The following is a 12497-nucleotide window of genomic DNA, read 5'->3' as shown; positions in this document are numbered from 1 at the left end:
GGCCCCCGCTTCGGCCTGAGCGGCCTCGTCCTCAAACGCCGGACGGGCTGCGAGGGCTGACGACTGCTCAGTTCGGAGCCGGGGCTGCAGCAGCAGGTACACCGCGCCTCCCGCCAGGCCCGACAGTGCGAAGCTGCAGTCCACCCCGCCCGTCAGCGACAGCAGTGGGCACTCGTACGACGGGAGGGAGACCGCCGGCAGGCCGACGGCGGCGCCCACGGCCCAGGAGACCGTCGCCGGGATGTTCCAGCCGGCCCTGTACCGGTAGACGCCGCCCCGCGCACGGCGGTTGAAGACCTGCAGCGCGTCCGCGTCGAAACCCCGCGGCAGCGCACGAAGCCGATCAGGGTGATGGCAGCCCACGGGGGAGCAGGACCGAGACGAGGTCTCGCGGCCCGCTGGTGCGTTCCTCGTCGGGGACGGTGTCGACTCCGCGCTGTTCCCTCGAGATCGGCATGGTGGTCTCCCCTCGGTTTGAGTGCCGCTCAATGTGAACCTGAGGCTTGGATGGTGCCAAGCGTTTCGTATCGGGGATTCATTGTTTAGAGTGTCGCTCTAAAGGAGGGATGCGAGATGAGACTCACCCCCACGGAACGCGACCGTCTGCTCCTCTTCGGGGCCGCGGAGCTGGCCCGTGCCAGGCGGGCCCGCGGCCTGCGGCTCAACGTGCCGGAGGCGACCGCGCTCATCGCGGACACCGTGTGCGAGGCCGCCCGCGACGGCGCCCGTCTCGCCGAGGCGATCGAGGCGGCCCGCTCGGTGCTGGGCCCCGAGGACGTGCTGCCCGGCGTCGCGGACGTCGTCACGGAGGTGCACGTGGAGGCGGTCTTCGACGACGGCTCCCGGCTCGCGGTCGTCAGCGACCCGATCGGCGGCGGTCTCGGGGAGGAGGCGCCCGGCGCCCTGCTGCCCGGGCCCGCGTACGGCGATCCCGAGGCGGAGCTGCGGCTGACGGTCACCAACACCGCGACCGTGCCCGTCTCCGTCACCTCCCACTTCCACTTCTTCGAGGCCAACCCGCGCCTGGACTTCGTACGGGAGAAGGCCTACGGGATGCGGCTCGCCGTGCCGGCCGGGTCGTCGGTGCGGTTCGGGCCCGGGGAGTCGCTGGAGGTCGGCCTGGTGCCGATCGGGGGCGCCCGCGTCGCCATCGGCTTCGCCGGGCTCGTCGACGGGCCCCTGGACGCCCCCGGCGCCCGCGAGGAGGCGCTGCGCCGCGCCGCCGCCTGCGGCTATCTGGGCGTCGGCGCCGAGGGGGCCGCGCGATGAGCCGCCCCGCAGGACACCCCGCCGAGGCCCGCCGCCTCACCCCCCACGAGTACGCCGCCACCCACGGACCCCGCGCCGGGGACCGCATCCGCCTCGGCGACTCCGGGCTCGTCGTCCGCGTCGAGTCCGACTCGCAGCGCCCGGGCGACGAGTTCCTGGCCGGGTTCGGGAAGACCGCGCGGGACGGACTGCACCTGAAGGCCGCCGCCGTGCGGGAGACCTGTGACGTCGTCGTCAGCAACGTCGTCGTCATCGACGCCGTGCAGGGGATCCGGAAGGTCTCGATCGGTATCCGGGAGGGACGGATCTGCGCCATCGGGCGGGCCGGGAACCCGGACACGCTCGACGGGGTCGACGTCGTCGTGGGGACCGGGACGTCCATCGTGTCCGGTGAGGGGCTGATCGCGACCGCGGGCGCCGTGGACACGCACGTCCATCTGCTGTCGCCGCGGATCATGGAGGCCTCGCTGGCCTCCGGCGTGACCACGATCATCGGCCAGGAGTTCGGGCCGGTGTGGGGCGTCGGCGTCAACTCGCCGTGGGCGCTGCGGCACGCGTTCAACGCCTTCGACGCCTGGCCCGTCAACATCGGCTTCCTCGGCCGGGGTTCGTCCTCGCACCAGGCGCCGCTGGTCGAGGCGCTGGCGGAAGGGGGCGCCTGCGGGTTCAAGGTGCACGAGGACATGGGCGCCCACACCCGGGCGCTGGACACGGCACTGCGGGTCGCCGAGGAGCACGACGTCCAGGTCGCCCTGCACAGCGACGGGCTGAACGAGTGCCTCTCGGTCGAGGACACCCTGCGGGTTCTGGAAGGGCGCACCATCCATGCCTTCCACATCGAGGGCTGCGGCGGCGGGCACGTCCCCAACGTGCTGAAGATGGCCGGCGTCCCGAACGTCATCGGCTCCTCCACCAACCCCACCCTGCCCTTCGGCCGGGACGCCGTCGCCGAGCACTACGGCATGATCGTCTCCGTCCACGACCTGAAGACCGACCTGCCCGGCGACGCCGCCATGGCCCGCGACCGCATCCGCGCCGGGACCATGGGCGCCGAGGACGTCCTGCACGACCTGGGCGCGATCGGCATCACCTCGTCCGACGCGCAGGGCATGGGGCGGGCCGGCGAGACCGTGCGCCGTACCCTCGCCATGGCCGGCAAGATGAAGGCCCAGTTCGGCGCCCCGGACGAGCACGACAACGAGCGCGTCCTGCGCTACATCGCGAAGCTGACCGTCAACCCGGCGATCGCGCACGGCCTTTCGCACGAGGTCGGCTCGATCGAGGTCGGCAAGCTCGCCGACATCGTGCTGTGGCGGCCGGAGTACTTCGGGGCCAAGCCGCAGCTGGTGCTGAAGGCGGGCTTCCCGGCGTACGGCGTGGTCGGCGACCCCAACGCGGCCACCGACACCTGCGAACCCCTCGTCCTGGGACCGCAGTTCGGGGCGCACGGCGCGACCCCGGCCGACATCTCCGTCGCGTTCGTGGCGCGGGCGGCCCTGGAGCAGGGCGACGACCGCATGCCGACCCGGCGCCGACGGGTGGCCGTGCGCGGCACTCGTGGCATCGGGCCCGCCGACCTGCGGCTCAACTCCCGTACCGGAGCCGTGGACGTCGACGGGCGCACCGGCCTGGTCACCCTCGACGGCGAGCCGATCGGCTCGGAACCGGCCGACTCCGTCTCCCTCAACCGCCTCTACTTCCTCTGACAAGGACCCACCATGTCCGCTGCCGCCGACGGTTTCCGCATGCCCGCCGAATGGGCCCCGCACGAGCGCACCTGGATGGCCTGGCCCGGCCCCAACCCCACCTTCGACGATCCCGACGACCTCGCCGCCGCCCGGGCCGCCTGGGCGTCCGTCGCCCGTGCCGTCCGCCACTTCGAGCCGGTGACGGTGGTGTGCGGACCGGGACAGTCGGCGGACGCGCGCGGCCTGCTCGGCCCGGGCGTCGACACCGTCGAACGCGACCTCGACGACGCCTGGATGCGCGACATCGGCCCGACCTTCCTGACCGACGGGCGGCAACTGGCCGCCGCCGACTGGACGTTCAACGGCTGGGGCGCGCAGCACTGGGCCCGCTGGGAGCACGACGCGAAGATCGCCGCGTATGTGTCGGACCTCGCGGGCGCCCGAACGTACGCCTCGAAGCTCGTCAACGAGGGCGGGGCGATCCATGTCGACGGCGAGGGCACGGTCCTGCTGACGGAGACCGTCCAGCTCGGCCCCGAACGCAACCCCGGCTGGACACGGGAGCAGGTCGAGGCGGAGATCCACGGGATGCTCGGCACCCGCAAGGCGATCTGGCTGCCGCGCGGACTCACCGGCGACTACCCCCCGCACGGCTTCGGCACCCTCGGCCACGTCGACATCGTCGCCGCCTTCGCGCGCCCCGGAGTCGTGGTCGCGCACTCCCAGCCGGACCCCGCCCACCCCGACCACGAGGTGACCGAGGAGATCATCGGACTGCTGCGGTCCCGGACCGACGCCCGGGGCCGCAGGCTGGAGGTGGTCGAGGTGCCGGCCCCGACCGTCCTGGAGGCCGACGGCCACTGGGCCGACTACTCCTACATCAACCACTACCTCTGCAACGGCGGCGTCGTCCTGTGCGGCTTCGACGACCCGCGCGACGAGATCGCCGCCGGGATCTTCCGCCGGCTGTTCCCGCGGCGGACGGTGACGCTCGTCGACGCCCGTACGATCTTCTCCGGTGGCGGTGGCATCCACTGCATCACCCAGCAGCAGCCGAGGATCTAGGAGCAGCGCATGGCCGGTGGGCGCAGACAGGCCCCGCCCCGGGAGGACGTCCTCGCCGCCGCCATGGCCATGATCGCCGAGGGCGGTCTGGAGCAGCTCACCATGGCGGCGCTCGGCCGTGAGGTCGGGATGAGCAGCGGACACCTGCTCTACTACTTCCACTCCAAGGACGAACTGCTGCTGCGCACCCTGGAGTGGAGCGAGGGCCGGCTGGGCGCCGAGCGGAGCCGGCTGCTGGCCCGTCGGGGCACGGTCCGCGAGCGGCTCGACGCCTACGTCGACCTCTACGTCCCCGACGGCCACCGCGACCCGCACTGGACCCTCTGGCTGGAGGTCTGGAACCGGTCGCGGGGCGCCGACGAGGACGCCCGCGACCGCCAGGCAGCCATCGAGGGCGCCTGGCACCGCGACCTGGTGGCGCTGGTCGCGGAAGGCGTCTCGCGGGGCGAGTTCCGGCGGGTCGACCCCGACCGCTTCGCCTCCCGGCTGCGGGCGCTGCTGGACGGCTTCTCCATCCATGTGGCGATCGGCCTGCGGGGTACCGACCGGGAGCAAGTTCTCGGCCACGTAAGGGAGTTCCTGGACGGCTCGCTGCCGGTGGCGGGGCTCGCGGACGACTGATCAGCCGCCCGGGTTGTACGTAATGGAGCGGATTGACCCGGGGTGTGCGGTGCGGTTGCATCCGTTCGAGCCGATGAGAACCCAGGGGGAACTTCCATGCGTCTCGCACGTCGAACGGCTCTCGGCGCCGCCCTCGTGGCGGCCCTCGCGGGCACCGCCGTCGCGCCCGCCGCGGCGCGCTCCGCACCCCACCACCCGTCCACCACCAGGGTCAGCACGGGCCCGCACGGCCGCGAGGCGGACGCCGCCTCCGCCGCTCCCGCGCTCAGTGCCGACGGCCGCTACGTGGCCTTCGTCTCGGCCGCCGACAACCTGGTCCCGGGTGACACCGACGGTGTCGCCGACGTGTTCGTCCGTGACCTGCGCACCGGCCGCACCGAACGCGTCGCCGAGGGCCCGGCGAGCCATCCGGCGCTCAGCGGCGACGGCCGGCACGTCGTCTTCGCGACCTCGGCCGCCCTCGCCCGGGGCGACGACAACGATGCCGACGACATCTACGTCCTCGACCGCCGCACCCACCGCACCGAACGCGTCAGCTTCGGCCACCCCACCAGTTGGGGCGCCAACGCGATGCCGGCGATCAGCGCGAACGGCCGCGTCGTCGCCTACGTCACCTCCGCCCCGGACGTCGTCCCCGGCGACGACAACGGACGCAACGACGTGGTCGTCCACGACCGCCGGACGGGCCGGGACGAACTGGTCCAGTACACGACCTCCGGGGCCCTCGGTTCCGCCGACGCCTTCTTCCCCTCCCTCAGCGCGGACGGCCGCTACGTCTCCTTCGACACCCCGGCCCTGCTCGTCCCCGACGTCGATGTGTCCAAGACCAGGCTGGTCTACCTGCGCGACCGGCGCACACGGACCACGGAACTGGTCAGCCGGCCGACGAGATACGACTACAAGGCGTACGCCGACGCCTCCTCCCTCAGCGGCGACGGCGGCCGGGTCGCCTTCGAGTCCAGCCTTTACTCACTGGTCCCCGGCGACACCAACAAGGTCCCCGACGTCTTCGTGTACGACCGGGCGGCGCGGGCCACCGTCCGCGTCAGCACGGCGGCCGACGGCACCCAGGCCGACGGGCCGAGCGGCGGCGCGAGCCTGAGTGCCGACGGGCGCCATGTGGCGTTCACCTCGACCGCCGACAACCTCGTCCCCGGCGACACCGACGGCGTCGCCGACATCTTCGTCAAGGACCTGGCCACCGGCGCGGTCACCCGCATCAGCCTCGGAGCCGACGGCACCCAGGCCGACGGCGCCTCCACCGCCGTGTCCCTGGACGCCCGCGGTCACCGCGCCGCCTTCTCCTCCACGGCCACGAACCTCGTCCCGGACGACACCAACGGCGTCGCCGACATCTTCGTACGGAAGCTGGGGTGAGCCGGCGATGAGACGACTCGTGCGGACCGCCGTGCTGGCGCTCGCCCTGACCGCGGCCGTGCCGACCGCCAGCGCCGCACCCGGTGGACCCGGCGTCGAGCGGGTGGACACCGGCAGCGACGGAAGCCAGTTCAGCACCTACGTCTACGGCGGCCCGGTCAGCGCGAACGGCCGGTTCGCGGCGTTCACCGCCACCGGCCCGGCACCGGACTGCCCCGCGAGCGGCAGCGGCTGCGTGTACCTCAAGGACCTGCGCACCGGGGCGCTGATCCGGGTGCCCGACACCCAGTACTACGCGAGCGGGCCGCTGCTCAGCGCCGACGCCCGGATCGTCGCCTACTCGTCCGGCAACCGCTTCACCAAGCCCTACGTCCACGACCGCGCGACCGGGCGGACCCAGCAACTGTGGCCCGCGGACGGCGGCGGCCGTTACGAACTGGGCACCGCGCAGGCGGTCAGCGCCGACGGCCGGTACGTGGCGTACACCATCGGCAGCCGGACCCCGCCCGAGTACGAGAGCGTCCTGTACGTGCGAGACCTGGTCACGGGCACCGACACCCAGGTCCTGGCGCCGCCGCTGCGGGGCCAGTTGACGGAGGTCATGCTCAGCGCGGACGGGCGGACGCTCGCGTACGGGATGCTCGTGCCCGGCGGCTTCGACCGGACCGGGCGGGTCTACGTCGAGAACCTCGACACCGGCGTCACCGTCCGCGCGGACGCCGACGACTACGGAGACTCCACGCTCGCCGCGCTCTCCGCGGACGGCCGGCGCGTGGTGCTCGGCTCCCGGTCCTACCCGGACGGCGTGGACAGCGCCCGCCTCGTCGACCTGGGCCGCGGGCACGTCCGCAGGCTGGGCCCCGACGGCGTGCTGCCCGTCGCCGCCGACCCCGCCGCCCGGCACGTCCTGCTCACCGACGGCGAGTACGCCCTGTCGCTGCTGGACGTGCGCACCGGCGGCCGCCGGACCGTGACCACGTCGGCCGCCCTCGCCGTGCCCGGCTCGGTCTCCCGAGGCGGCCGCGCGGTGGAGTTCCGCTCCGAGGCCCCCGACCTGGTGCCGGACGACACCAACGGCGTGGCAGACGTCTTCGTGAGTCACCCGAACTGACCACGCGGAGTTCGCATACTGAGACGACCGGTGAGCACGGGGGCGGTCTGTGCCAGACTGCCCCCGTGCTCTCGTTCGCCATGATTATTGGCAGCAGGCGCGCCGGTCCGCAGTGACCGCCACGTACGACCAGGTACGGGCGGACACCGTCGTCCTCGACCCGCGCGCAGACCTCTCGCACCCGCGAGAGGTTTTTCGCATTTCTGGCCCACCTGCAGCCGGAGGCCCAGCGCGAGGGATCATTGGAGGACGGTGGAGCCGGTCATTCCGGTACGACCGAGATCCAACACAGGAGCCTTGACACCATGACCGAAACCAGCGAGCTCGACGATTCGTTCCACGTCTTCGACACGACCCTGCGCGACGGCGCGCAGCGTGAGGGCATCAACCTCACCGTCGCCGACAAGCTCGCGATCGCACGGCACCTGGACGACTTCGGCGTGGGCTTCATCGAGGGCGGCTGGCCCGGCGCCAACCCGCGGGACACCGAGTTCTTCGCCCGCGCCCGGCAGGAGATCGACTTCCGTCACGCCCAGCTCGTCGCCTTCGGCGCCACCCGCCGGGCCGGAGCCAAGGCGAGCGAGGACCCGCAGGTCAAGGCGCTCCTGGAGTCGGGCGCCGAAGTGATCACGCTGGTCGCCAAGTCCCACGACCGCCATGTCGAGCTGGCGCTCAGGACGACGCTGGACGAGAACCTGGAGATGGTCCGCGACACCGTCTCGTACCTGGTCTCCGAGGGCCGCCGGGTCTTCGTCGACTGTGAGCACTTCTTCGACGGCTACCGCGCCAACCCCGAGTACGCGAAGGCGGTGGTACGGGCGGCCTCGGAGGCCGGGGCCTCCGTCGTCATCCTGTGCGACACCAACGGCGGCATGCTGCCGGCGCAGGTCCAGGCCGTGGTCGCCACGGTCCTGGCGGACACCGGCGCCCGGCTCGGCATCCACGCCCAGGACGACACCGGCTGCGCGGTCGCCAACACCCTCGCCGCCGTGGACGCGGGCGCGACCCACGTCCAGTGCACCGCCAACGGATACGGCGAGCGCGTCGGCAACGCCAACCTCTTCCCGGTCGTCGCGGCCCTGGAGCTGAAGTACGGCAAGAAGGTCCTGCCCGAGGGCAAGCTGCGCGAGATGACCCGCATCTCGCACGCGATCGCCGAGGTCGTCAACCTCACCCCCTCCACCCACCAGCCCTACGTCGGCGTCTCCGCGTTCGCCCACAAGGCCGGCCTGCACGCCTCCGCCATCAAGGTCGACCCGGACCTGTACCAGCACATCGACCCCGAACTGGTCGGCAACACCATGCGGATGCTGGTCTCCGACATGGCGGGCCGCGCCTCCGTCGAGCTCAAGGGCAAGGAGCTCGGCGTCGACCTCGGCGGCGACCGCGAGCTGGTCGGCCGGGTCGTGGAGCGCGTCAAGGAGCGCGAGCTCAAGGGCTACACGTACGAGGCGGCCGACGCCTCCTTCGAACTGCTGCTGCGCGGCGAGGTCGAGGGCAGGCCGCTGAAGTACTTCGAGGTCGAGTCCTGGCGTGCCATCGTCGAGGACCGCCCCGACGGCACCCACGCCAACGAGGCCACGGTCAAGCTCTACGCCAAGGGCGAGCGGATCGTCGCCACCGCGGAGGGCAACGGCCCGGTCAACGCCCTCGACCGCGCCCTGCGCGTGGCGCTGGAGAAGATCTACCCGCAGCTGGCCAAGCTCGACCTCGTCGACTACAAGGTCCGCATCCTGGAGGGCGTCCACGGCACCGAGTCCACCACGCGCGTGCTGATCGCCACGTCCGACGGAAGCGGCGAGTGGTCCACGGTGGGCGTGGCGGAGAACGTCATCGCGGCGTCGTGGCAGGCACTGGAGGACGCCTACACCTACGGTCTGCTGCGGGCCGGGGTCGAACCCGCCGAGTGACCTCCGCCGGTGGCGGGCGCGGCGCCGGGCGTCAGCCGCGGCTGAGCGTTCGCGTCACACCCGCCACCACGGCCGTGGTCAGGATCCAGCCGACACCCACCAGCCCGTAGGCGAGCGCCTGCACGCCCGCCTGTGACCAGTGCCAGTCGCCGCGCATCCCCAGGCCGCCGACCGGCACCAGCAGATCGAGGGTGTACACGACCGGGTTGAACGGCCCTCCCTCTCCCGGCTTGTTCCGTACGGGCCGGTACTCGTCGAAGACGATCGAGCCGCACAGGGTGAGCAGTGCCAGCCACAGTCCCGCGAGCCACGGCCGGTAGCCGTAGCCGACCACGCCGTCCAGCAGCCAGCCCCAGAGCCGTCCCGCCGGTCCCAGCGTCGCCCGCCGGCGCCGCTCCCGTACCAGCAGCACGCGCCGCGCCTCGTCCTCGTGCCCGGACCGGCGGTAGTGCGAGGCGAGCTGCTCGTAGGGCTGGGGCGCGTACACCGGTTGGCGGCGCAGCCAGGCGAGGCGGTTGGTGACGTCCTCGTGCCGGGTGCCGGCGATCTCGCCGAGCCATTCGTACGTCAGCCCGTCCAGCCCCAGCGACAGCGGCCAGGTCGACGGGTCGTCCTGGACGCGGGCCGCGTGCGCGGTACGCAGGTTCACGCTCCCCGCCGGCCTGCGTGCGAACCGCAGGTCGAGCGCCCCCACCTGCATACCCACGCACATCAACGACGAGCCGGAGCCGAGGAGTTCGGCGTCGTTGAACGACACCAGGTCCTCTATCCGCACTCCGCGCAACCGCACCCTGCCGTCGGCCCGGAACCCGTGCGAGAGCCGTACGGTGGACGCCTTGATCGCGTCGCCGTGGAACGCGAACCGCTCCGGATCACCGACCGTGATCCGGGCCCCACGCATCCACACCCCGCCCGCCAACTCGGCGCCGGGAAAGCTTACTTCGCCCTCGGCGACGAATCCGTCCTCGCAGAACACCCCGCCCCGCGTCACCAGACCGCCGGCTTCGAGCGCCATCCGCCCCGGCGCGATGAGGTGCGCCCCGTCGAGCCGCAGTCCGCCGGCGATGTCCGCGTGCACCAGGTCGACGGCGCTGTCGGGGCCGTCGCTCTCGCCGACGGTGGACCGCCGCAGGTCGAGCCGTCCGCCGACGTGGGCGGTGGAGGCCCGCAGCCCCGGCAGCACGCAGTCCACCAGCTCGAAGGCGAGCGTGCTCGCCCCCTCCAGCGTCACCGGCCGGTCGAACCGGCACCCCTCGAACCGCACGGCCCGCCGTATCCCGGCCCCGTCGAGCCGGAGTTCGCCCGTGACGCGGGCGTCGCGCAGCAGATACGGCCGCCCGCCCGCGCCCTCGTCGAGGATCTCCCGCCTGACGCGGTCGGCGTCGACTGCGCTGCTCACGGCTCTCCTTGCGACGGGTCCGAGAGGCGCACGCTCCCGACGGGCCGAATGGACCTCCAGATTATGCCGGGGAAGTGGACGCGGGCCGAGGCCCTACTGAAGTCGCCATTTCTGGTTGGCGGCGCCGGTGCAGCTCCAGATCTGCGCGCGGGCTCCGTTCGCGGAGGAGTTGTCCGTGACGTCCAGGCACTTGTTCGCCGCGGTGTTCACGACGTCCCCGGTGGAGGAGTTGTACGACCACTGCTGGGCGCCGGTCCCGTTGCAGTCGTACAACTGGACCTTCGCGCCGTCGGCGACCGAGGCCGAGGTGACGTCGAGGCACTTGCCCAGGGCGCGGACCGACCCGTCGCCCTGCACGGTCCACTGCTGGGCGGCGGAGCCGTTGCAGTCGTAGAGCTGGACGGCCGTGCCGTTGGCGGCCGAACCGCCCGCGACGTCGAGGCACTTGCCGGCCAGGCCGACGAAGGAGCCGGTCGTGCCGCCGCCGCCGGACTGGGTGCCGTTCCAGGTGAAGGTGGCCGAGGTCTTGCCCGGCAGCGAGTAAGTGGCGTGCTGCGAACCCCAGTTGATGGTGACCGTCTTGGCACTGGAGGCGTCGTTGTACGCGATCAGCGCCTTGGAGCCGTCGGGGTTGCGCCACGCCACGTTCGGCACGTTCGTGGACGCGGTGGAGGCGATGCGCTGGGCGCCGGGCCGGACGAACTTCGTCAGCTGGCCCATCGTGTAGTACTCGACCGTGTAGTCGACGGTCCCGCTCGCCCCGTCCCCGTTGTGCACGGTGATCAGTCCGGTGCAGGTGCCGCAACCGCCGTTGTGGGGACCCATGTTCTGGTCCACGGCGAGGGACCACTTGGTCACCGACTTCGCCCAGTTGCGGGTGTAGTCGATGATGTTGTTCATGTCCTCGCGCTGCTGGTTGGCGATCCAGGTGCCGCCGGAGTGCTCGGTGCCGAACGCGTCCAGGTTCGGGTACTGGTTGTGCACCGTGGTCTGCCGGGAGATGTCACCGCCGTAGCCGTGCCAGGCGATGCCGCCGAAGTTGGGGTGGTTGCGGATCGCGGCGTCGTCCACCGAAGCGGCCGCGTAGGAGTCGTAGACGTCCCAGTTCCAGTCGTGCGCCAGGACCTTGGTGGACAGGCCCGCGGACTGGAGCTTCGGCAGCAGCTCGCTCTTCAGGAAGTACTGGATGCCGGAGGCGTTCCAGCTCATCGACGGATAGCCGGAGCAGCATGTCGGCTCGTTCTGCGGGGTGACGTAGGAGACGTTCACGCCCTGGTTCTTGTACGCCTGGAGGTACTTCACGAAGTAGTTCGCGTAGGCCCCGTAGTCCTCCGCCTTCAGCCAGCCCCCGTTGAGAGAGCCACTGTCCTTCATCCAGGCCGGAGCCGTCCATGGCGAGGCCATGACAGTCAGAGAGGGGTTGAGCTGGAGCGCCTGCCTGGTCAGCGGGACGACGTCGGCGAGGTCGTGCGCGATGGAGAAGCCGGTCAGGTTCGGGTCGGTCTGCCCGGCCGGCACGTCGTCGTAGGTGTAGCCGTAGCGCGCGAGGTCCGAGGCCCCCATCGGATTGCGCAGGAACGACAGCCCGATGCCGTCCGTCGGCGAGAACAGCTTCTTCATGGTGGCGTCGCGCGTGGCCTGCGAGAGCGCGCCGCTGGAGTTCATCAGCCAGGCCGCGGTGTCCGTGAAGGACGCGCCGCCGCCGGTGAAGGTCTGGTACCGGGTGTTCTCGTCGACGGTGATGTTCTCGCCGCCGCCACCCGTCCCGGACTGGAAGGCGAACGGCGTCTGCGGCTGGAGCCCGCGCGTGACATGGCGTCCGGCGGCGTCGTCGGTGGTGGTGAGCCAGGCCGTGACCTGCTCACCGGCCGCGTGTGCGGGGGGAACGGCCGCGGTGAAGCCGGCCGCCGAGAGCACGCCGGCCAGCAGCAGCCGGAGTGTGTGGGGGGTTCTTCTCATGGGGGTGCATCCCTTCCTGACGAGACGTCTTGACGGGTCTGCGGGGCCTTAGTTAACTCACGACGTGATCTAAGTCATGAGTGAACAGCTCGAGCCAG

At 71.9% G+C, this 12497-nt stretch carries 9 protein-coding genes and 1 pseudogene; 7 read left to right on the top strand and 3 right to left on the bottom strand.

The features are described 5' to 3' along the window. Positions 1 to 78: 78 nt before the first annotated feature. Positions 79 to 365: pseudogene (locus tag ACQF4J_RS15465) on the bottom strand (cytosine permease); the annotation flags it as partial. 208 nt (positions 366 to 573) lie between these two features. Between ACQF4J_RS15465 and ureA the strand changes: the two are divergent. From ureA to cimA, 7 genes are all read left to right on the top strand, one after another. Further along, a complete protein-coding gene (gene ureA, locus ACQF4J_RS15460) occupies positions 574 to 1269 on the top strand; it encodes an urease subunit gamma (RefSeq protein ID WP_351574324.1) in 696 nt (231 codons plus the stop codon). Continuing rightward, complete coding sequence (locus ACQF4J_RS15455) at positions 1266 to 2975, top strand: urease subunit alpha (RefSeq protein WP_351802956.1); 1710 nt, start codon at positions 1266 to 1268, stop codon at positions 2973 to 2975. Before ureA ends, ACQF4J_RS15455 begins: the two co-directional genes overlap by 4 nt. Before the next feature lie 12 nt (positions 2976 to 2987). Next, positions 2988 to 4022, top strand: a complete 1035-nt coding sequence (locus ACQF4J_RS15450; protein WP_427165824.1) for an agmatine deiminase family protein — start codon at positions 2988 to 2990, stop codon at positions 4020 to 4022. A gap of 9 nt (positions 4023 to 4031) precedes the next feature. Beyond that, the gene (locus ACQF4J_RS15445; RefSeq protein WP_351574315.1) at positions 4032 to 4643 is read left to right on the top strand and encodes a TetR/AcrR family transcriptional regulator; all 612 of its coding nucleotides are present in this window, start codon (positions 4032 to 4034) and stop codon (positions 4641 to 4643) included. 96 nt (positions 4644 to 4739) lie between these two features. After that, on the top strand, positions 4740 to 6020 hold the full coding sequence (locus ACQF4J_RS15440) for a TolB family protein (protein ID WP_351574312.1): 1281 nt from the start codon (positions 4740 to 4742) through the stop codon (positions 6018 to 6020). A 7-nt stretch (positions 6021 to 6027) separates the two neighbouring features. Next, positions 6028 to 7131 carry a WD40 repeat domain-containing protein gene (locus ACQF4J_RS15435; protein ID WP_427165823.1) on the top strand — a complete coding sequence of 368 codons (1104 nt, stop codon included), beginning with the start codon at positions 6028 to 6030 and terminating at the stop codon, positions 7129 to 7131. A gap of 305 nt (positions 7132 to 7436) precedes the next feature. Next, positions 7437 to 9041 (top strand): citramalate synthase, encoded by a 1605-nt coding sequence (cimA, locus tag ACQF4J_RS15430; protein WP_351574306.1) that lies wholly within the window; start codon positions 7437 to 7439, stop codon positions 9039 to 9041. Between the two features lie 31 nt (positions 9042 to 9072). On the opposite strand, the gene ACQF4J_RS15425 is transcribed toward cimA, so the two are convergent. Then, entirely contained in the window at positions 9073 to 10440 is a 1368-nt protein-coding gene (locus ACQF4J_RS15425; protein WP_427165822.1) for an oxidoreductase, read from the bottom strand. Positions 10441 to 10533: 93 nt separating this feature from the next. Next, complete coding sequence (locus ACQF4J_RS15420; RefSeq protein WP_427165821.1) at positions 10534 to 12399, bottom strand: ricin-type beta-trefoil lectin domain protein; 1866 nt, start codon at positions 12397 to 12399, stop codon at positions 10534 to 10536. Positions 12400 to 12497 lie beyond the last annotated feature (98 nt).

Source organism: Streptomyces sp. C1-1, from assembly GCF_050214755.1.
GTDB lineage: Bacteria > Actinomycetota > Actinomycetes > Streptomycetales > Streptomycetaceae > Streptomyces.
This window is presented reverse-complemented; position numbering and strand designations above follow the sequence as displayed.